Below are 20,430 nucleotides of genomic sequence, written 5' to 3'. Positions count from 1 at the left end.
GAGATTCCTGCCTTATAACCGCGGCGGACCCTGTTGTTTATTGTTTTCCGATGACTTACCCGATGAAGTATAGGCGATAGAAACTTTATCGCCGACGGACAGGCCGCTTGTAATTTCAACATAGTCGTCGCTGTAAATGCCCGTTTGAACCATTACGTTTTCCGTTGAGCCGTCATCGTGAACAACGACGACATAAGAACCGGAATTATTCGTTTTCAAGGCGGCAATGGGAACGACCAGTGCATTTTCCTTTTGAGAAGTACTGATATCGACACGAGCTGTCATTCCGAGGCGAAGGTCGTCGTTCGGGTCATCTACGTCCAAGGTTACATAGTAATAAATAACACTGGCTGAAGAAGCAGATGCTGAAGAGGTCGTATTCGTCGTGTCCCATGAATAGGTGGTATCGGTTTGAGAAATTTTTGAAACATGAGCCGTAAAGGTCTTATTCGTATAAGAGTCTACCGTAAAAGTTGCATCTTGTCCGACTTTGATTTTTCCGATGTCAGTTTCGTCAACTTTAGCGATGATTTGTTTTGTTCCCGTGTCGGCGATTCTCATAATAACGGTGGGACTGGAGTTGCCTTGTACGGCCATCGTTCCGGGGGTCTTAGGCTCACCGACCACTACTCCGCTCATGGGCGCTGTAATGACCGTTTCGGCAACATCTGATTCGGCTTCACTCAGACTGCTGGCAGCCGTATCATATTCGAACTGGGCATTATCCAAGTCCTGTTTGCTGCCGGCACCGGCTTCGTATAGGGCTTTGGCTCGTTCGTATTTGAGCTGTGCATTGGTCAATTTGTATTGAGCTTGATCTTTCTTTGCAGCATAGTCTTTACCGTCCAAGGTGGCGACGACCTGTCCTTTCTCGACACGGTCATTTTCTTTTACGGCTACAGTACTGATTCGAGCTGTAATTTTAGGAGATACTTCAACGGAATTTACAGGGCTGATAACACCGGTAGCGGAAATGCTGGACTTAATATTCATGCGTGTGACTTCCGCCGTTTCCACGGCACCGGCTTTAGAGGCGGATACCGTATGCTCATAATAGGCATAGGCGCCTATTGAACAGATGACAACAAGTGCGACGGCGATTAAAAGTTTCGGTCGTTTTTTAAGATTTTGTACGTTTAACTTCATAAGTTCACCTGATTCTATATAAAGAAAAATATTTTAATAATATGAGTACCAGTATATCATATATTTGACGTATCGCCTATAATTCATAAATTAAAAAATCTAAACATCTCTTTGACAGTAGGGAAATTGACAGGCTTAGCACCTATGGTATACTTAATATATGTAAGGGGAGCTTTAACCGGCTGAGAGGAAATTTTATTCGACCCGTAACCTGATGTGGATAATGCCAACGTAGGGACATATATACTTATGTGACGGTCGTCTTTCAGGCGGCCGTTTTTTGCACCCCTTGAAGAGAGGGGTTGTGTGTATGAAAACTTCAGTAGTAAGTAACGGGCTGTTATGGTTCGGGGCCGGTATTTCCATTGCCGAAATTTTGACAGGCATGCTCGTAGCACCCTTGGGTTTTGTCGAAGGGGCGACGGCTATATTAATCGGCCATTTAATCGGCGGCGCCGTTATGTTTGCAGCCGGACTGATCGGAGCCAGGACCGGTGTGGGGTCCATGGAAACCGTAGGGATGGCTTTCGGCAGTAAGGGAAGGCTTTGGTTTGCCTTGCTGAATGTTATTCAGCTAATCGGCTGGACAGCTGTCATGATTGCGACTGCGGCTACTTCGGCGGATGCTTTAGTGCCTTGGGGCAATGCAGTGTGGAGCGTTATCGCCGGTGCAGGAATTGCTCTTTGGATTTTATTGGGTATTAAGAACTTGGATAAGGTTAACCGTGTTATTATGGCAGCCTTGCTTCTTCTCACCCTGTTTTTAAGTCGTCTTGTTTTTGACGGTATTCCTCAACCTGTGAGCGGGGATATAACCTTCGGCGGAGCAGTAGAGTTGGCTGTAGCCATGCCCTTGTCGTGGTTGCCTCTTATTGCCGACTATACGCGTACGGCCGAATCTCCCGTGAAAGTGACGGTCAGTTCCTGCCTGTCTTATTTTATAGCCAGCTGTTGGATGTTCTTTATCGGTATGGGAGCCGTTATTTATTTGGGAAGTGATGACTTGGCGGCGGTTATGGCTGCTGCCGGTCTCGGCTGTATGGGTATCTTAATCGTTTTGTTGTCGACCGTTACGACGACTTTTCTGGATGCTCTGTCAGCCGGCATCAGCGCTTCTTCCATTTCTCCTCGATTAAAAGATACGCCTTGTGCCTTAGTAACCTGTGTTCTGGGCGTGATACTGGCTGTCTTTTTCGATACAGATGCTTTTCAGGATTTTCTTTATTTCATCGGTTCTGTCTTTGCCCCTATGACAGCTGTCTTAATAGCCGATTATTTTGTATTGCATGCTGACCGCAGAGACACGAGTGTGAATCTTACGAATTTAGTTTTATGGGCTATGGGTTTTTGCCTTTATCGGCAACTTCTCGATTGGGATACCCCTTTAGGAATTACCTTCCCCGTAATTGTTGCAGTTGTCCTACTATCTGTCCTTGTTCATAAAGTGACGGATAAACGACAGGCTGCGTAAAAAAATAAAAAACGCTCCCGTTGACAAAACGGCACCGGAAAGTCGGGGTTAACTTTCCGGTGCCGTCGGCGGGAGCGTTTTTAGCGCTTAGATGATTTTCGCTTTTGCGGTTTGTCCGAAACGGATTGTTTTGAAGAGTCATCCTTTGAGGCGGACTCTTCTTTTTTGTCTTCTTTATCGTTCTTTTTATCAGATTTGACGTCTTCTTTAGGTTCTTCGTAGTAAGCTTTTCCCATACCGGCAGGGACATCGAAATCATCAGCCGATGTGCCGCTGACGGCAGAAGCCATGTAGTCATGCCAAATCTGTGCAGGTACAGTACCGCCGTAAATTTCTCCGAGACTTTGACTTCCCGTGTCATCGCCGACCCAAACGGCTGTTACAATATCAGGCGTATAGCCGATGAACCATGCATCATGATTGTCGTCGGTCGTACCGGTCTTGCCGGCCGCAGGTCTGCCGATGGAAGCGGCCGTGCCCGTGCCTCTTGCAATAACCCCTTCGAGCATACTGGTCATTTCGTAGGCCGTCTTTTCGGACATAACTTGAGTCTTTTGCACATCTGAAGAGTTATCTTCCAAAACGTTGCCGTTGCGGTCAAGAATCTTTACGATAGCTGTCGGTTTTATATATACTCCCTTGTTGGCAAAGGCTCCGTAAGCTGCCGCCATTTCCAGCGGGGTAACGCCCTTAGTCAAACCGCCGAGAGCGGCTGAAGCCAAGTTATCATCGTTGGGACTGCCGTCTTCCACCAAGGTCGTAATACCCAACTTTTTGGCATTGGCAATGACATTGGAAGGGCCGACCTTGTCAGCCAATTGAACGGCGACCGTATTTACGGATAATGCCAGAGCCTTCCATAAAGGCATGCGGCCCTGGTAGCTGTTATCGGCATTATGCGGTGACCACCCTCCGTATTCAACCTTCTTATCTTCCATTATCGTATCGGGAGTCATGTCGTGTTCCATAGCCGTCATATAGACAAAGGGTTTAAATGCCGACCCGGGTTGGCGAACTGCCATGCTGGCACGATTAAAGCTGTCTTGGCCGCGGCCGCCGACCATGGCAAGGATATGGCCCGTTTTCGGGTCAATAGAGATAATGGCTCCTTGCGGTTGAGTAAGTCCCTGATCATCCGTATGTGTTTCCGGGAGATGGCGCATAGCTTGAACGGCTGCATGCTGTTTATCCGTATCAAGAGTCGTGTAAATCTTCAATCCATCTTTGTAAAGCGCGTCGTCACCGTACTTTTGTGCTATTTCCTGAGTAACATAGTCGATGAAGTATGCCGTTTCGTCCGGTGTATTGCTTGTCGATTTTTGCTTAATATCCAGACTTGATTTTTTAGCTTCTTCCGCTTGGGAAGGTGTAATGTATCCGTATTTTTCCATTTGGCCTACCACTACGTTTTTGCGGGCGGTGGCTTCATTAACACTGGAGGAATAGTAGTTGGGGCTCTTCGGTAGGCCTGCAATCATAGCGCATTCGGCCAGAGTAAGATCGCCTACATCTTTGCCGAAGTATGTGTGGGCCGCCGTCTGAATGCCGTAAGCGCCGCGACCAAAATAAATCTGATTCATATACATTTCCAGAATTTCTTTTTTGCTGTACTTACGTTCCAATTCAAGAGCTAAGATGGCTTCCTGAATTTTACGTTTTAATGTCTGGTCTTGGGATAAAAAAGCATTCTTAGCTAACTGTTGAGTAATCGTACTGCCGCCTTGAGCAATACCGCGATTAGTCAAGTTGGTTACGACGGCACGTAAAATCCCGATGGGATCGACACCGATATGGTCGTAGAATCGATTATCTTCGGCGGCAATAAAGGCGTTCTGCAAGTTTTTCGGGACCTTGTTAATATCAATGGGCAGCCGGTTCTGATCGGAGTGCAGAGTCGTAATCAGCTTTCCCTGACTGTCAAAAACCTGTGATGAGACGGCAGGCCGCATGTTATTACCTACTTCGGGTAAGCTTTGGTATGCCGCGAATATATAGCCGAACATGAGGCCTGCAATAATGACGAGCACTAGAGCCGCCATGACGCGAATAGAACGAAAAGGCCCTTTCTTTTTCGTTCGAACTCTATGTCTGGGTGTATACATCATATCCTCCTATTGGGTGTTCGATTAAGGCGCAAGGCCGTTTAAGGCATATCACGTCGATATTATCGTTCCTATTATATATCATCTAATATAGGAAAGGGAAATTTATTTTGAAAAAATGTGATAAAAGGCATAGATATCATATAAATCTCTATAATGGCAGTTTTCGGAAAGTCACCAGATAAAATATAGAGTATACTAAATATATAAAAACACACCTTTTAGCACAAAGTAGTTGACATTTAAATTTAAATAATATACCATAAAGAAGCAAAGTAATAAATTCAGTGTTTACGAATAATATATCCGATTATCGGGAGGTAGAGCCATGGACAGAAACAGTGCTTTTATTTTATGGTTTGACGAACTTCGTCGTGAAGATGTGGACTTAGTCGGAGGTAAATCGTCGTCTTTAGGTGAATTGACGTCGGCTACAAACGTGCCGGTACCGTACGGTTTTGCTACGACAGCGGCGGGATATAGATATTTCATGACCGAAACAGGTCTTGATAAACAGATTAAAGAAATGCTTGAAGAATTGACGGATGTCGAAGATCCAGTGCAACTTCGTATAGTAACAGCTAAGATTCGTGAAGCCGTCTGTGCCGCTCCGATGCCGCCGAAATTGGCCGAATCGATTCGAAAAGGGTATGAAGAGCTGGGTCAAAAAGTAGGCGAACCGGATCCTTTCGTGGCTGTTCGCTCCAGTGCTACAGCTGAAGACTTGCCTGACGCATCCTTTGCCGGCCAACAGGATACATATTTGAATGTACGCGGCGCCGATATGGTTATTCAGAAGGTAAAAGAATGTTATGCATCTACTTTTACGGACAGAGCTACATACTATCGCACGAAAAAAGGATTTGACCACTTGGAAGTAGCCTTGAGTGCAGCTATTCAAATGATGGTATTCTCTAAGAGTGCAGGTGTCATGTTTACTGTTGACCTTGTAACCGGCGACGATTCGACGATTACTATTGAAGGCGCTTGGGGCCTGGGCGAATATGTTGTGCAAGGTACTGTTACACCCGATAACTTCCGGGTTAAAAAAGATGATTTAAGCATCGTATCGACTATGGTAAATACGAAGCCCATTCAACTTGTTCGCAAAGCCGGTGGAGATTGCGAAGAATTGCCTGTTCCTGAAGATTTGCAAAAGGTGCAAGTCTTGACAGAAGAACAGATTAAAGAATTGGCATCATATGCTAAAGCCATAGAAAAACACTACGGTTGTTACATGGATATGGAATGGGGCGTTGATGAACGGAACGATAAGATTTGGTTGCTCCAGGCTCGTCCCGAAACAGTTTGGTCGAAGAAAAATAAGGAAAAGAAACCCTCAACGGAAGGTGAAACCATGGAAGTTACGTCGGAACGTGTTGTCGTCGTTAAAGGCTTGCCTGCAAGCCCCGGAAAAGCAGCAGGTAAGGCTCACGTTATTTTAGACCCCTCGCGTATTGATGAATTTAAAGAAGGAGAAATTCTGGTTACGACCATGACGGCTCCCGACTGGGTACCGGCGATGAAGAAGGCCAAGGCCATTGTAACGGATGCAGGGGGAATGACCTGCCATGCCTCCATTGTCAGTCGTGAACTCGGTATTCCCTGCATTGTGGGTACAAAGAGTCGCAGCACGGAAGCTACAACGACGATTCATGACGGTGCCGACATTACGGTTGACGCAACGAACGGGGTTGTGTATGAAGGGTATGTGGAAGACCTGGTAAAACCGAAACAGGAACAGGCTCAAGGCGGGATGACTGTTGTTGAACCGGCCCCGATTACTGGCACGAAGATTTATATGAATCTCGGTAACCCCGACATGGCTGAAAAATACAGCGTATTACCCTGCGACGGTATCGGCTTGATGCGTGAAGAATTTATTTGGACGACCTTCATTCACGAACATCCGTTATATCTCATCGAAATCGGACATCCCGAACGCGTTGTCGATCAATTGGCTGAAGGTATTCGCAAGATGTGCCAGGCTATGGCACCCCGCCCGGTTACTTTGCGTTTCAGCGATTTTAAATCGAGTGAATATCGTGACCTTAAAGGCGGAGATAAGTTCGAGCCGAATGAAAGCAGTGCTCTTCTCGGATGGCGCGGTGCATCCAGATACTATGATCCGAAATACATTGAAGCTTTCAAATTGGAATTGAAAGCGGTACGTAAAGTGCGTGAAGAATTCGGTTTGAAGAACTTGAATGTTATGGTTCCTTTCTGCCGTCGCGTTGATGAAATGGAAAAAGTAGTAGCATTAATGGATGCTGAAGGGCTCCATCGCGGACCGGACTTCAAGGTATGGCTTATGGCTGAAATTCCTTCGAATATTATTCTGGCCGATCAGTTTAATAAGTTTGTCGACGGGTATTCCATAGGTTCAAACGATTTGACTATGTTGGTCATGGGTTGCGACAGAGACAACGAAACGGTAGCACCTCTCTTTGACGAACGCAACCTTGCTGTAAAACGTGCTATTCGTCACTTAATCGAAGTCGCACATAAAGAAGGCAAGACCGTATCAATTTGCGGGCAGGCACCGAGTGTATATCCGGACTTTACGGAATTCTTAATCAAGAGCGGTATAGATTCTATTTCCGTCAACCCTGATGTAGTAGCTTCGACGCGTAAGAGTGTAGCACAAATCGAACAGCGTATTCTCATGGATTCTCTTACAGGAAAGGGTAGGGCGGATACGGAAGATTACAGCTGGTAGGAATAAAAAATCCTCCCTTCTTGCAGACATACTAAAAGCCTTGCTGTTTTGGCAGCAAGGCTTTTTTTAAAAAAGAAAATATAGTATGATAAATAACAGTAGTATATGCTGTTTTTTCACGTGTCGGAGGTGATGCACGTGTTGACGGAACGACAGGAAACAATTTTGAAAATTGTTCGGACAAATAGCCCCGTGACAGGTCAACATATTGCGGAGCAATTGCATGTTACCCGGGCGGCATTGCGGTCGGATTTGGCCATTCTTACCATGTTGGGCCTTATTGATGCCAGACCCAAGTTAGGTTATTTCTATACGGGCAATAAGGAAGAAGATTTACTTTCACGTGCTTTGACAGAAATTAACGTAACCGACTATCTTTCCCAACCCGTCGTAATCGATGAGAAAATGACGGCCTATGATGCGGTTATTGCTTTGTTTACGGAAGATGTGGGAACTGTATTCGTAACGGCCGCTGAAATTCTGGTCGGACTCGTGTCGCGAAAGGATTTGTTGAAAGCCGCTATGGGCAACAATGACTTACGGACCTTACCGGTACGGATGGTTATGACACCTGTAAGTAAAATCATTTATGTTGAAGGCGATGAAAAGGCCTTGGTGGCGGCACAGCGATTGCTGGAATTTGAAATTGACTGCTTGCCCGTTGTGCGTATTGAAGAAGACGAACAGTCGAAAAAGAAAGAGCTTCATATTTTAGGTCGTATATCAAAGACTAATATTACACGCTTATTTGCAGATTGTGCGGCAGGAAGGAGAGCCTAAATGGATAGACCTATTATTTACGCCTGCTCCGACTCCTTGGGGGAAACGGCGGAACGCGTTGCTCGAGCGGCGGCCAGCCAATATGATAAACAGGAATTTAATATAGTAAGACTTCCCTATATTCGTTCGGAACAGCAAATTGAAGAAATTGTACAAAAAGCAACGGATGAAAATGCCATGATTTGCTATACCATCATTTCTCCTGTTTTGCGTAAACGTTTGAGCACATTGGCGCAAAGTGCCCATATTCCCGTTATCGATATTATCGGACCTATGATGAACGGTATCGGCCATTTGACCGATACGGAACCGACCATTAAGGCCGGTATGATTCATCGTCTGGATGGTGAATATTTCAAGCGTGTCGATGCTATCGAATTTGCTGTTAAGTTTGACGACGGCAAAAATCCCTTAGGGTTTTTAAAGGCCGATATTGTCATCATCGGTGTTTCTCGAACGTCGAAGACCCCTTTATCCATGTATTTGGCACATAAGCGCGTAAAGGCGGCCAATCTGCCCTTGGTACCGGAAGTGCCTTTACCGCAGGAGCTATTTGAAGTACCGGCGCGGAAAATCGTAGGGCTTGTTATTGATCCGTATAAACTGAATTATATCCGGTCTGAACGGTTGCGGGCTATGGGTCTTGAACCGGATGCAAACTATGCCGATGTAGAACGAATCAATGAAGAACTGGAATATGCACAAAACGTCATGCGTCGTCTTCACTGTCCGGTTATAGACGTGTCGGCAAAGGCTATTGAAGAAACGGCTAACTTGATTTTGGATATTGTAAAACGGAATAAAGAGCTGTACGATGAGTAAAAAAACAGCCGTCTTGAAGTGGAGAAGGTCACTTCAAGACGGCTGTTTTTGTATAGTTGAGGGCAGGTCTGTTCTTTTTCGGTTCGTTCAAGGCACATAAAAAGAGATGACTCGTCACAGAATCATCTCTTTTTATATTCCTTTACGCATTGCGCTGTACTTTGCCGGAACGAAGGCAACGAGTGCAAACATTAACGCGTTTTGCTTCGCCGTCTACGATGGCACGTACTCTTTGGATATTCGGTTTCCACGTTCTTTTCGTTTTCAAGTGGGAATGGCTGACGTTCATACCGCTCATGGTACCCTTGCCGCAAATTTCACAATAATTTGCCATGACGCACACACCTCCTTGCAGTGTCACAGTACAACATACAAATAATAGCATAAAAAATAAGGCAAAGCAAGAATTATTTACCTTCAAATTCCTGATTCTATACGTAAATATGATACAATAAACAAAAGGAAATAACAAGGTGTACACCTTGGGTGTGCGAAGTGACGGTGTAAAGATGATAAAGTTTATAAAGGATATAAAAGGAATAGGACCGGCCAGGGCTAAGCTGTTTGCTCGTATGAAACTTGAAACGGCAAGTGATTTGGTGCAGTATTTTCCTCGTGCTTACGAAGATCGATCGAAAATACGGGCCATAAAAGATATAAGTAATAATGACGACCGGCCCGTTCTTGTCAACGGAACCGTGAAGTCTGTCGTTGAGCTACGACCGCGGCGCGGTATGACGATTCTCAAAGTGCTAATCAGTGACGGTACGGGCGGTTTAGAACTGGTGTGGTTTAATCAGCCCTTCAAAAAGCGTCTGTTTAAGGTCGGGAAAGACGTTCATGCTTTCGGGAAAACGGAACGGGCATACGGGCGCTTGCAAATGAATTCACCGGAGGCGGAGCCGGGTCCGGCTGTCCCCGGCGGCCTGGTCCCCGTGTATGCTTTGACAGAGGGCTTGCGTCAGGCCGATGTACGCAGGGCCGTCGCGGCCCTCTTTGCCGATGAAGCGTCTGTAAAGGACTTGATTCCGCCATGCCTATCGTTGGATATTCAGGGCACTGAAGTAAGCGTAGAGACGTATAAAGCCTTGCATTTTCCCGCGTCCTTTGAAGCCCTGGAAAGGGCTCGTAAGAGGTTGGCCTTTGAAGAGCTCTTTGCTTTGCAGGCCGGGTTGTTATTGAAGCGTCGTGCGGAACAGTCGGGGCAAGCCGTTAAATTCGGGCCGAACGGCAAGCTGATTAAGGGCCTGTTGAACAACCTGCCTTTTTTGTTGACAAAAGGGCAGACGGAAGCGTTTGCCGATATTGTGAACGATACGGAGACTCAAGTACCTATGCAACGACTCGTACAGGGGGATGTCGGATCGGGGAAGACTGTTGTTGCCGCGTTGGCCTTGGCTAAGGCCGTGGAAAACGGCTATCAGGGGGCACTGATGGCTCCGACCGGAATTTTGGCGATACAGCATTATGAAGAGCTGAATCGACTTTTTAAAGACTTGCCTGTACGTATAGCCTTGCTTACAGGTAGGACGACAGGTAAAGAAAGAGAATTGATACTACAAAAGGCAGCTCATAGAGAAGTTGATATTTTAGTGGGTACGCATGCTTTGATTCAAGACGATGTGATTTTTTCCGACTTGGCCTTGGTTGTTACAGATGAACAACATCGCTTCGGTGTGCGGCAACGGGCAGCTTTGAGGAATAAAGGGAAGGATGTGCATACACTGTTTTTAACGGCTACGCCTATTCCGAGAACTATGGCCCTTTCCGTATACGGGGATTTGGATGTGTCGACTATGCGAGAATTGCCGCCCGGTCGTAAACCGGTCAAAACTTATGCCGTAACGGAAGGAATGAGAAGTCGGATATATGCCTTTATGCGTAAAGAAATTGCGGCAGGACATCAATGTTATGTTGTATGCCCCTTGGTGGAAGAGTCGGCAAGTGCGGACTTACAAGCTGCTACGGCACTGTATGAATCCCTTAAAAGTACTGATTTTGCCGATATTTCCTGTGGGTTGGTACATGGCCGTATGAGCGGCAAGGAAAAAGACGAGGTCATGGAACGCTTTCAAAGGGGCGATATAAAACTTCTGGTTGCCACGAGTGTTATAGAAGTGGGTGTGAATGTACCGAATGCGACAATTATGTGTGTTGACGGTGCGGAACGATTCGGCTTGGCTCAGTTGCACCAGTTGCGCGGCCGTGTAGGGCGCGGAGCGGCGCAGGCCTACTGCATTTTACTGGCAAAGAGCGGCAATGAGGAAACGAGGCAGCGTCTTAAGTGGATGGAGACGATTCATGACGGCTTCTCCCTTTCCGAAAAGGACTTACTTCTAAGAGGTGCCGGCCAACTTTTCGGTAGTATGCAGCACGGGTTACCCGATTTGAAGGCGGCCCGCATTATTGAGGACGCTGACCTTCTCATTCCTGCAAGAGACGGGGCACAAGCGTACCTGCGCTTGCCGGGAACGGAGAAGATCGTGAAAGAGGCTCTGAAAAAACGCTTCGGCAATGACTTCTTACGTATTTTAGACAATTAATTCAATTGTATATACAGAAAGGTGTTTATCGGCTATAATTAGGGATAAAGCTGTTGAGGGTGAAATTCCCCTTTTATTATATTTTATTAATATAGAGGTGCGAATATGAGAACTGATAAATTCGGTATGCAAGGCTTGACATTCGATGACGTGCTGCTGGTACCGGCAAAATCCGATGTATTGCCGAAAGACGTCGATATTTCTACTAATTTGACACGAGATATTAAGCTGAACGTGCCTATTATGAGTTCCGGAATGGATACCGTAACGGAAGCCCCTATGGCGATTGCCATTGCTCGTGAGGGCGGTATCGGTGTTATTCATAAGAATATGTCTATTGCCGAACAGGCTCGTGAAGTGGATAAGGTTAAACGGTCGGAACACGGCATTATCATTGACCCCATTTTCCTTCATCCCGACAATATTTTGGCAGATGCCAATGAGTTGATGGGTAAATATCGCATTTCCGGTGTACCTATTACAGTAGATGGGAAGCTTGTAGGGATCATTACGAACCGTGATATGCGCTTTGAAGAAGATATGTCTCGACGCATCGGGGATACCATGACTCAGGAAAACCTCGTTACCGCACCTGTAGGGACGTCTTTGGCAGAAGCACGAGAAATTTTGCGGCGTCACCGCATTGAAAAGTTACCCCTTGTCGACAAAGACAACAACTTGAAAGGCCTTATTACGATTAAGGATATTGAAAAGGCTACAAAGTATCCGAATTCGGCGAAAGATTCGGACGGACGCCTTCTCGTTGCCGCCGCTGTAGGTGTAACGCATGATATGATTGATCGTATTGATGCTTTAGTAGCGGCTAAAGTGGATGTAGTTGTCATCGACACGGCTCATGGCCATTCTCAGGGCGTGCTGAATACATTGAAAGAAATTAAAAAGAATTATCCTCATCTTCCGGTTATTGCCGGCAACGTGGCTACGGCGGCAGCGACGGAAGCCCTGATTGAATGCGGTGTCGATGCGGTTAAAGTGGGGATCGGGCCGGGCTCTATTTGCACGACTCGTATTATTGCCGGCATCGGCGTACCGCAGATTACGGCCGTTTATGAATGTGCACAAGTGGCGCAACGTTTCGGCATTCCTATCATTGCCGACGGCGGTATCAAGTATTCGGGCGATATGGCCAAGGCTATTGCAGCAGGCGGTAATGTGGTCATGATCGGTAACCTTTTAGCCGGAACGGAAGAAAGTCCGGGTGAAACGATTATTTACCAAGGCAGAAGCTATAAAGTATATCGTGGTATGGGTTCTATCGGCGCTATGGAAAAGGGCAGTAAGGACCGTTATTTCCAGGAAGATGCCAAAAAACTTGTTCCTGAAGGCATTGAAGGTCGCGTGCCTTATAAGGGACCGGCAGCCAGCACGATTTTCCAGATGGTAGGCGGATTGCGAGCATCTATGGGGTATTGTGGTTGCCATACGATTAAAGAAATGATTGAAAACACACAATTTATTCAGATTACCAGTGCCGGATTGAGAGAAAGCCATCCGCACGATATCAGCATTACGAAAGAAGCACCCAATTACAGCGTAAACTAGAAAACGGAGGTCCTAATGGAAGAGACCATAGAAATATTGTCCGTTCCCGTTCGTAATGTATCGATGGACGAAGCGACGGATTTTGTCTTTTCCCGCATCGCCGAAGGTCGAGCGACGACTGTCGCTACAGCCAATGCGGAAATGATTATGAGGGCCAAAGAAGATCACGAGTTGGCCCGTATTTTGGCGGAAGCCGACTTGGTCGTGCCCGACGGAGCCGGAGTGCTTTGGGCAGCGGAACAACAAGGAAAACATTTCAAAGAACGAGTTGCCGGCGTAGATTTAGCTTGTCGGATTATGGCCCGTTGTGTTGAAAGACAGACAAAGGTATATTTCTTCGGCGGGGCTCCGGGAATTGCCGAAAAGGCGGCTCGAAATATGAAAGAGTCGGTGGGCGAATTTCCCGTTGTTGGTATTCGGTCCGGCTTTTTTACGCCTGAAGAAGAGCCGAAAATCATTGAAGATATACGGAATTCGGGGGCATCTGTTTTATTCGTAGCTCTCGGCGTACCGAAGCAGGAAAAGTGGATACATCGTCATTTATATGAATTGGGACCTTGTGTGTGCATGGGTGTAGGCGGTACCTTCGATGTATTGGCCGGTCATGTATGTCGAGCCCCCAAGTGGATGCAGGAACATCGTCTTGAATGGCTTTACCGCCTGTACAAGGAACCGAGTCGAGCTATGCGTATGCTTGCTTTGCCGAAATTTGTGGTTGCCGTGAAATTCGGCAGCCGAGTTTGAGGCGAGGTGACTTATGAATAAACCGTTTATTATTGAAGACGGCTATCCGTTTATAGCCGTTCCCTTAGTGCTGGCCCTATTGGCGGCTTATTTTATTAATTTGTATGTTGCCGTTGTTCCCCTTGTTTTGGCAGCCTATTTTACGTACTTTTTCAGAAATCCGCATCGTATCATTCCTGATGATCCGTCTCTTCTCGTCTCACCGGCAGACGGGACGGTTGTCAGCGTGGAATCGGTGCATGAAGATTTATTTTTAGGACAGGACTGTCGTAAGGTGGTCATCTTTTTGTCCATCTTTGACGCTCATGTTAATCGTACCCCCTTGTCGGGAGTTATTAAGTTCCAACAATATACGTGCGGACGGTTTCGACCTGCTTATCAAGATGGCGTAGGTTATGAAAATGAACGCTATTCTATCGGCATTGATAACGGGCGTACACAGTTGTTGGTAACGCTCATCGCCGGCGTTTTGGCACGCCGTGTTGTATCGTGGGTTACCTTGGGGGATGCACTGGAGCACGGTCAGCTATACGGCATGATCAAGTTCGGCTCCTGCATAGAAGTATATGTGCAGGATAATGTAGAGATTTCCGTCAAAAAAGGCGACCGGGTTCGCGGCGGAGAATCGATAATCGGGAGGATTGTTGAATGAAAAAGGTAATTCCCTGTTTATTTACATCTGGTAACTTGTGCTTCGGTGTTCTCAGCATGATTTTATCATCGCAAGGGAACTTCTTTTGGGGTGCCCTATGTATTTTCTTTGCCATGCTTTGTGATGCTATGGACGGACGCTCGGCCCGAGCTTTGGGCGTAAGCGGTGAATTCGGAAAAGAGCTCGATTCCTTATCGGACTGTGTTTCTTTCGGTGCCGCATCGGCCTTCTTAATGTATAATTACACCTTGCATACTCTGGGTTGGATCGGAGTTATTCCCGTACTTATTTATTCCGCACTCGGCGGTATTCGCTTGGCACGTTTTAATATCAATACGGCGACCGTACACGGATATTTTGAAGGTATGCCGATTCCGAACGGCGGTTGTCTTTTTGCTACCTATGTCCTTTCAGGAGTCATGTTGCCGGCACCGCTCATTGCGGTTCTGGTCGTACTCGTGGGTTACGATTTGGTCAGCAAGGTACATCATCCCGACTTTAAAGGACAAAGTGCCGATGTACTTCATAAATCGGCGCTTATTATTACACTGCTTATCGGTGCAGCCGTTGTCATTTATGATTGGCATTTGGCACTGACCTTGCCTTTCGGCCTTTATATCGTATACGGCTTGATTAATACGGCTATGAACGGCAAGCTCGTATAGACCGGGAGTCTTCATTATGGAACATATAGCGGATTTGGTCATGATTCCCGTACAAGTAATTATTGTGTTTTATACCTTGTATTACTTTGTACTCGCCTTATTCGGCCTCATAAAAAAAGAAGATAAAGTTACGGTACAGCCGCAGCATACGTTTGCGGCTGTTATCTGTGCACATAATGAAGAAGCGGTTGTAGGGCAACTCATTGATAACCTGAAGTGTCTTAACTATCCGCGAGATATGTACGATATTTATGTGGTAGCGGATAATTGCACAGATCATACTGCAGATGTATGTAAAGAACACGGAGCCATAGTAGCCGTACGGACGAACAGGGAAGACGTGGGTAAAGGTTTTGCCATGGATTGGATGTTTGAACGGCTGTTACAACAAGAAAAGCAGTATGATGCCTTTGTCGTCTTTGATGCGGATAACCTGGTTCATCCCGAATTTTTACGGGAAATGAACAACCATCTCTGTAAAGGAGAACAAGTCATACAAGGGTATATGGACTCTAAGAATCCGACGGATTCTTGGATTTCCGGTACCTTTTCGATTGCGTTTTGGCTGGTTAATCATATGTGGCATCGTGCCAAGTACAATATCGGTTTATCCACGGCATTGGGAGGCACGGGCATGTGTATTGCTACCGATGTGGTCCGTAAGTATGGGTGGGGCTGCGATTGCTTGACGGAAGATATGGAATTTTCTATGAAGGTCCTTCTCGAAGGCGTTCGTACCTGTTGGGCGCACGACGCCATTATTTATGATGAAAAAGTTGTCGATTTCATGGCTTCATGTCGTCAGCGTAAGCGCTGGGCACAAGGACAGACCGATTGCGGCGAACGCTTTATACCTAAACTTTTTGTCAAAGGCATTCGTACGGGAAATATTCGTATGCTCGACGGGATTATTACATTATCACAACCGTTTTTTATGATGATGTCGACGATTTACGCCGGGTTATCATATATTAATACGACGTGGTATGTTTTTTATACGAATATACTCAATCAACTTATGCCCATGGAAATTTGGACGGTTTTGTTTGTGGCTCAATATGCTATTCCCGTTATCGTCCTTTTGAAAATCAAGGTACCCTTAAAGTCGTGGGTCTATTTAATTGTGTATCCGCTTTTTATGTATAGTTGGATACCTGTAAATTTTCTCGGGTTTAAGGATCGTCATGACATGAAATGGAGTCATACGGTTCATACGCGTGCCGTTTCATACGACAGTACGGCTCTCTTGCGTAAAGAAAATAAAAAATAATTAGGAGAACGTACATGCATATTTTACTTACCAACGATGACGGAATTACAGCTAAGGGCTTAAGTATTTTGGAAGAAGTTGTCGCAACCGTTGCAGATAAGGTGACCGTAGTAGCGCCTGAAGGACAACGTAGTGCGGCATCACATGCCATGTCGATTAATAAGGATTTGTATTTAAAGCGGATAGCGTCACCTTTACACAATGTAACTAAGTACTCTTTGGACGGCACTCCTGTGGATTGTGTTAAGACGGCCATGGAATTTATCCTGAAGAAAGATCGACCGGACTTGATTATTTCGGGAATTAATAACGGATATAATTTGGGAAGCGATGTCTTATATTCAGGGACCGTTTCGGCAGCCATGGAAGGCCCCTATTATTTGACTCCGGCTGTAGCCGTGTCTATCGGTAAGATGAATGAGGGGCGTGCCCGGCAAACGGCAAAGTTGGTGATGCAGTTAATCGAAAGAGTCATCTTTACCGGAAAGTTTCCGGGGATTTTGAATGTTAACGTACCGGAAAAAAAGGGCGATATTTGTCTGGAAAACGTTGTTGTAGCACCGCAAACGGTACAGTTTTACAAAAATGTTATTGTAGAGAAAAAGGATGAAAACGGTGATTCCTGTATCCGCATTGTCGGTGATATTGATATGTCGACAGCGCCGACATTCAGCGACATAGCTAATATTAAAGCGGGGAAAATCACGGTTACGCCTTTGAGATGGCAACAAACGGCTACGGCGGCCATGGAGACGGGAGACCGACTTATTTTTCATAAATATTGATTAAAAATAAAAAAACACTTGCATAAATAACGTTTTTGGGTTTATAATAACGACAAAACCGAATATACATGGATGATGCATTCCGGGAGATGACATAAGTCAACCGAAGGAGTTAAACTCTCAGGTGTTCGAAAGAACGGGACCGGATGCGGACATATCTCTGGAGAGTCTCTTAATGAGCGCCGAAGGTGCACGAAGCGATAGCTTCTTATCTCTCAGGCAAAAGGACAGAGGGCAATGATGAATTTATAAGGCGATTTGTATTGTCTTTTCTTGTTCCTGTCTCCGGAGTTTTCGGAAGCAGGAATTTTTTATTGAGGAGAGATGATACGATGATAACGGATGTGTTGAACAGTATTGACAGCTTTGTATGGGGGCCGCCCTTGTTGGTACTTTTGATCGGTACCGGCTTGATGCTGACGATTCGGTTACAGTTGATTCAGTTCTTTAAATTGCCGCAAGCTTTGAAACTTATCTTCACAGCTGAGAATAAGGGTGACGGTGATATTGACAGCTTTAAGGCTTTGTGTACGGCCTTGGCGGCCACTGTCGGGACCGGTAATATTGTCGGCGTAGCGACGGCTATTCATGCAGGTGGTCCCGGAGCGGTTTTTTGGATGTGGATTGCCGCTTTTGTGGGGATGGCGACGAAGTATGCCGAAGGCTGTTTGGCCGTTAAGTTTCGGACAACCGATGAAAACGGGGATATTGCAGGTGGTCCCATGTATTATATTGAACGAGGCTTAGGGGAAAAGTTTAAACCTTTGGCAAAACTCTTCGCTATATTCGGGGTTCTTGTAGCCTTCTTCGGTATCGGCACCTTTGCTCAAGTAAACTCTATCGTTGAAATCACAAAATTGGCAACGGATATTCCCGTTGAATATACGGCAGTCGTACTTACCGTATTGGTTGCCGCCGTTACTATCGGCGGATTGCAATCCATTTCACGGGCCGCCGCTAAAATTGTTCCGGCCATGGCTGTTTTGTATATTGCCGTTACTGTCGTATTTTTAATTATTTTCCGTGAACAAGTACCGTCGGCAATTATGCAAATTATTACAGATGCTTTTACACCGACAGCGGCTGTCGGCGGTTTTGCCGGGGCCACTGTTATGTTGGCTATGCGCAACGGGGTAGCTCGCGGCGTATTTTCCAATGAATCGGGTCTTGGCTCGGCGCCCATCGTAGCGGCAGCGGCAAAGACGAAGTGGTCTGCTGAACAAGGGCTTGTCTCTATGACAGGAACCTTTATTGATACCATTATCATTTGCACATTAACCGGACTGGTTATTGTTATCAGCGGTGCCTGGACGGGTGATTTGAACGGCGCGGCTTTAACTAATGAAGCCTTCTGCCAGGCCTATCCCGTTGCCGGCAGTCTGCTTCTTTGTGTCGGGCTTACACTTTTTGCCTTTACTACTATTTTAGGCTGGAATTACTATGGCGAACGTTGCATTAATTACTTGGTAGGAGTTAAGGGAATCTTGCCTTATCGTATTGTGTTTATTATTCTCGTAGCCTGCGGAGCTTTTCTTAAACTTGATGTTATCTGGATTTTAGCGGATATCGTAAACGGTCTGATGGCGATACCTAACTTAGTGGCACTCATAGGACTTAGCGGTGTAGTAGTAAGTGAAACGAAACTTTACTTTGAACATGTGAAGCAAATAGAAATGAAAAAAGAAACCGGAGAAACAGTGGTGGAGAACGGTTAGGGCTTGTGTAAGAAAAAAATTATAGACCTCGTCATTTTTACTTGACGACGACAGACTTTTTGCTTATAATAAAGAACGTGCTAACGCATAAGTCTGTTTGCCGGAGTGGCGGAATGGCAGACGCACTTGACTCAAAATCAAGCGATGAATAGTCGTGTGGGTTCAAGTCCCACCTCCGGCACCAAGGAAAATAGCGCTCTTATGGAGCGCTATTTTTATTTGACCACATAAAGTCAAGCGATATTTGACCACATTTTGACCACTTACGATAAAATTTGTTCTATCTTCTCTACGGCATCGTATTCCATAGTAGGGGTCAGGTGTGAATAGGTATTCATTGTTTCTGTAAATGATGAATGCCCAAGGCGTACTTGAATTACTTTAAAATTCACTCCAGCCTCAATAAGAAGAGTGGCGTGGGTATGTCTGGTCCCGTGCATAGAAAAGGAAGGCTTTCCAATTTGGGCAGCGTATCTCTTACAAAGTTGGGAGACTGAGTCAGGGAATATAGGTTTTCCGTCTTTGCCGGGAAAAACTAAATCGTTGTGAACCCAATTAGGTGATGCCAATCGCGTTGCTTTTACTCTCTGCGCGTGTTTTTTGAGCTCGGCGATAGTTTCGTCGTCAAGCGTTATAGAACGTCTGGAAGAGGCGTTTTTGGTCGTTTCTGATATAACCGCCTCATTATCTATCTTTATGACGGTCTGTGTGATCGTGATAGTTTTCTTATCAAGGTCTACATTCGACCACGGCAGCCCTAAAAGTTCTGACCGACGAAGTCCGGAGGCGAAAGCCAATTTGAACAGCATATGGTGCTCAGGGATTGGGATCTTAGACAAAAATAATTTGACCTCATCAGCCGTTAGCGTCACCATTTCTTTTGTCCTGTGTAGTTTAGGCTTGCGGACCTTAGCGGCTGCATTAGTAGCGATAATTTCATCCAAGACAGCCTGTTTTAACATAGCGTTTAAGAGCGTATGGATATATCGAACGGTACGACTGGAGAGGGTCTCCATCTTTATGGTAAGCAGTCGGCGAATTGTCGGAGCTGTTAAGTCAACAAGTTTAATGGTCCCAATTTCGGGAACAATATAATGACGAATAACATTTCGGTAGCTATCGAGGGTGCTGGGTGTTATAGAAGGTTCTTTGATTCTCAACCACTCTTTCGCCCATTCGGCTATAGTAATATTCCCATCAAAGTTAGCCAGGTTTTCGGACTTTTTTATAAATTCGTCATACTTGGCCTGTGCTTCCGATCGGGTACGCCCGTAGAAATATCTACGCTTGCCGTTAGTGGTAAATGTCATTACATAGCGTCCGTCAGGACGTTTTTTGATTTTAGACATAAAAAATACAGCTCCTTTCTGCTATAAAAGAGGCTGATTATGATATACTTATATCGTAATCAGCCTTCGTAGGTAGAGTAATGTTAGCCGTGGTATTGATGGTA

Annotated in this window: 16 protein-coding genes, 1 tRNA gene and 2 riboswitches; of the genes, 13 read left to right on the top strand and 4 right to left on the bottom strand. The window is 45.8% G+C overall.

Features of this window, described 5'->3' with window-relative positions:
* Nucleotides 1–12: 12 nt before the first annotated feature.
* A complete protein-coding gene (locus HMPREF9429_RS02055) occupies nucleotides 13–1,146 on the bottom strand; it encodes an efflux RND transporter periplasmic adaptor subunit (RefSeq protein WP_006941250.1) in 1,134 nt (377 codons plus the stop codon).
* A gap of 155 nt (nucleotides 1,147–1,301) precedes the next feature.
* Nucleotides 1,302–1,401, top strand: a riboswitch (TPP riboswitch).
* A 55-nt stretch (nucleotides 1,402–1,456) separates the two neighbouring features.
* On the opposite strand from HMPREF9429_RS02055, the gene cytX reads away from it, so the two are divergent.
* The gene (gene cytX, locus HMPREF9429_RS02050) at nucleotides 1,457–2,617 is read left to right on the top strand and encodes a putative hydroxymethylpyrimidine transporter CytX (protein WP_006941249.1); all 1,161 of its coding nucleotides are present in this window, start codon (nucleotides 1,457–1,459) and stop codon (nucleotides 2,615–2,617) included.
* Between the two features lie 80 nt (nucleotides 2,618–2,697).
* Here cytX and HMPREF9429_RS02045 read toward each other — a convergent pair whose 3' ends face one another.
* On the bottom strand, nucleotides 2,698–4,719 hold the full coding sequence (locus tag HMPREF9429_RS02045) for a transglycosylase domain-containing protein (RefSeq protein WP_040773359.1): 2,022 nt from the start codon (nucleotides 4,717–4,719) through the stop codon (nucleotides 2,698–2,700).
* A gap of 328 nt (nucleotides 4,720–5,047) precedes the next feature.
* Here HMPREF9429_RS02045 and ppsA point away from each other — a divergent pair, with 328 nt between their 5' ends.
* The 3 genes from ppsA to HMPREF9429_RS02030 all read left to right on the top strand — a co-directional run bounded on the left by ppsA (nucleotide 5,048) and on the right by HMPREF9429_RS02030 (nucleotide 9,040).
* Entirely contained in the window at nucleotides 5,048–7,438 is a 2,391-nt protein-coding gene (gene ppsA, locus HMPREF9429_RS02040) for a phosphoenolpyruvate synthase (protein ID WP_006941247.1), read from the top strand.
* 132 nt (nucleotides 7,439–7,570) lie between these two features.
* Nucleotides 7,571–8,218: a helix-turn-helix transcriptional regulator gene (locus tag HMPREF9429_RS02035; RefSeq protein WP_198005671.1), complete on the top strand. Its 648-nt coding sequence runs from the start codon at nucleotides 7,571–7,573 to the stop codon at nucleotides 8,216–8,218.
* A complete protein-coding gene (locus tag HMPREF9429_RS02030; protein WP_006941245.1) occupies nucleotides 8,219–9,040 on the top strand; it encodes a pyruvate, water dikinase regulatory protein in 822 nt (273 codons plus the stop codon).
* A 142-nt stretch (nucleotides 9,041–9,182) separates the two neighbouring features.
* Here HMPREF9429_RS02030 and rpmB read toward each other — a convergent pair whose 3' ends face one another.
* Nucleotides 9,183–9,374: a 50S ribosomal protein L28 gene (gene rpmB / locus HMPREF9429_RS02025; protein WP_006941244.1), complete on the bottom strand. Its 192-nt coding sequence runs from the start codon at nucleotides 9,372–9,374 to the stop codon at nucleotides 9,183–9,185.
* A 175-nt stretch (nucleotides 9,375–9,549) separates the two neighbouring features.
* On the opposite strand from rpmB, the gene recG reads away from it, so the two are divergent.
* From recG to HMPREF9429_RS01980, 9 genes are all read left to right on the top strand, one after another.
* Nucleotides 9,550–11,583, top strand: a complete 2,034-nt coding sequence (gene recG, locus HMPREF9429_RS02020) for an ATP-dependent DNA helicase RecG (protein WP_006941243.1) — start codon at nucleotides 9,550–9,552, stop codon at nucleotides 11,581–11,583.
* 105 nt (nucleotides 11,584–11,688) lie between these two features.
* Nucleotides 11,689–13,146: an IMP dehydrogenase gene (guaB, locus tag HMPREF9429_RS02015; protein WP_006941241.1), complete on the top strand. Its 1,458-nt coding sequence runs from the start codon at nucleotides 11,689–11,691 to the stop codon at nucleotides 13,144–13,146.
* A 15-nt stretch (nucleotides 13,147–13,161) separates the two neighbouring features.
* Nucleotides 13,162–13,890: a WecB/TagA/CpsF family glycosyltransferase gene (locus HMPREF9429_RS02010; RefSeq protein WP_006941240.1), complete on the top strand. Its 729-nt coding sequence runs from the start codon at nucleotides 13,162–13,164 to the stop codon at nucleotides 13,888–13,890.
* A 13-nt stretch (nucleotides 13,891–13,903) separates the two neighbouring features.
* A complete protein-coding gene (locus HMPREF9429_RS02005; RefSeq protein WP_006941239.1) occupies nucleotides 13,904–14,542 on the top strand; it encodes a phosphatidylserine decarboxylase in 639 nt (212 codons plus the stop codon).
* On the top strand, nucleotides 14,539–15,207 hold the full coding sequence (locus tag HMPREF9429_RS02000; RefSeq protein ID WP_006941238.1) for a CDP-alcohol phosphatidyltransferase family protein: 669 nt from the start codon (nucleotides 14,539–14,541) through the stop codon (nucleotides 15,205–15,207). Before HMPREF9429_RS02005 ends, HMPREF9429_RS02000 begins: the two co-directional genes overlap by 4 nt.
* Nucleotides 15,208–15,223: 16 nt before the next feature.
* On the top strand, nucleotides 15,224–16,477 hold the full coding sequence (locus tag HMPREF9429_RS01995; RefSeq protein WP_006941237.1) for a glycosyltransferase family 2 protein: 1,254 nt from the start codon (nucleotides 15,224–15,226) through the stop codon (nucleotides 16,475–16,477).
* Between the two features lie 14 nt (nucleotides 16,478–16,491).
* Nucleotides 16,492–17,262 carry a 5'/3'-nucleotidase SurE gene (gene surE, locus HMPREF9429_RS01990; RefSeq protein ID WP_006941236.1) on the top strand — a complete coding sequence of 257 codons (771 nt, stop codon included), beginning with the start codon at nucleotides 16,492–16,494 and terminating at the stop codon, nucleotides 17,260–17,262.
* A 150-nt stretch (nucleotides 17,263–17,412) separates the two neighbouring features.
* A riboswitch (glycine riboswitch) is annotated at nucleotides 17,413–17,503 on the top strand.
* 91 nt (nucleotides 17,504–17,594) lie between these two features.
* On the top strand, nucleotides 17,595–18,977 hold the full coding sequence (locus HMPREF9429_RS01985; RefSeq protein ID WP_198005670.1) for an alanine/glycine:cation symporter family protein: 1,383 nt from the start codon (nucleotides 17,595–17,597) through the stop codon (nucleotides 18,975–18,977).
* Nucleotides 18,978–19,076: 99 nt separating this feature from the next.
* Nucleotides 19,077–19,161, top strand: a tRNA-Leu gene (locus HMPREF9429_RS01980).
* 79 nt (nucleotides 19,162–19,240) lie between these two features.
* On the opposite strand, the gene HMPREF9429_RS01975 is transcribed toward HMPREF9429_RS01980, so the two are convergent.
* Nucleotides 19,241–20,326 carry a tyrosine-type recombinase/integrase gene (locus HMPREF9429_RS01975; protein WP_006941234.1) on the bottom strand — a complete coding sequence of 362 codons (1,086 nt, stop codon included), beginning with the start codon at nucleotides 20,324–20,326 and terminating at the stop codon, nucleotides 19,241–19,243.
* Between the last annotated feature and the right edge of the window lie 104 nt (nucleotides 20,327–20,430).

This window comes from Megasphaera micronuciformis F0359 (assembly GCF_000165735.1).
GTDB classification, from domain to species: Bacteria; Bacillota; Negativicutes; order Veillonellales; family Megasphaeraceae; genus Megasphaera; species Megasphaera micronuciformis.
This window is presented reverse-complemented; position numbering and strand designations above follow the sequence as displayed.

Excerpts from the sequence above, each read along its gene's own strand:
- HMPREF9429_RS02055 (WP_006941250.1), bottom strand. The coding sequence starts at position 1,146 with ATGAAGTTAAACGTACAAAATCTTAAAAAACGACCGAAACTTTTAATC.
- cytX (WP_006941249.1), top strand. The coding sequence starts at position 1,457 with ATGAAAACTTCAGTAGTAAGTAACGGGCTGTTATGGTTCGGGGCCGGT.
- HMPREF9429_RS02045 (WP_040773359.1), bottom strand. The coding sequence starts at position 4,719 with ATGTATACACCCAGACATAGAGTTCGAACGAAAAAGAAAGGGCCTTTT.
- ppsA (WP_006941247.1), top strand. The coding sequence starts at position 5,048 with ATGGACAGAAACAGTGCTTTTATTTTATGGTTTGACGAACTTCGTCGT.
- HMPREF9429_RS02035 (WP_198005671.1), top strand. The coding sequence starts at position 7,571 with ATGCACGTGTTGACGGAACGACAGGAAACAATTTTGAAAATTGTTCGG.
- HMPREF9429_RS02030 (WP_006941245.1), top strand. The coding sequence starts at position 8,219 with ATGGATAGACCTATTATTTACGCCTGCTCCGACTCCTTGGGGGAAACG.
- rpmB (WP_006941244.1), bottom strand. The coding sequence starts at position 9,374 with ATGGCAAATTATTGTGAAATTTGCGGCAAGGGTACCATGAGCGGTATG.
- recG (WP_006941243.1), top strand. The coding sequence starts at position 9,550 with ATGATAAAGTTTATAAAGGATATAAAAGGAATAGGACCGGCCAGGGCT.
- guaB (WP_006941241.1), top strand. The coding sequence starts at position 11,689 with ATGAGAACTGATAAATTCGGTATGCAAGGCTTGACATTCGATGACGTG.
- HMPREF9429_RS02010 (WP_006941240.1), top strand. The coding sequence starts at position 13,162 with ATGGAAGAGACCATAGAAATATTGTCCGTTCCCGTTCGTAATGTATCG.
- HMPREF9429_RS02005 (WP_006941239.1), top strand. The coding sequence starts at position 13,904 with ATGAATAAACCGTTTATTATTGAAGACGGCTATCCGTTTATAGCCGTT.
- HMPREF9429_RS02000 (WP_006941238.1), top strand. The coding sequence starts at position 14,539 with ATGAAAAAGGTAATTCCCTGTTTATTTACATCTGGTAACTTGTGCTTC.
- HMPREF9429_RS01995 (WP_006941237.1), top strand. The coding sequence starts at position 15,224 with ATGGAACATATAGCGGATTTGGTCATGATTCCCGTACAAGTAATTATT.
- surE (WP_006941236.1), top strand. The coding sequence starts at position 16,492 with ATGCATATTTTACTTACCAACGATGACGGAATTACAGCTAAGGGCTTA.
- HMPREF9429_RS01985 (WP_198005670.1), top strand. The coding sequence starts at position 17,595 with ATGATAACGGATGTGTTGAACAGTATTGACAGCTTTGTATGGGGGCCG.
- HMPREF9429_RS01975 (WP_006941234.1), bottom strand. The coding sequence starts at position 20,326 with ATGTCTAAAATCAAAAAACGTCCTGACGGACGCTATGTAATGACATTT.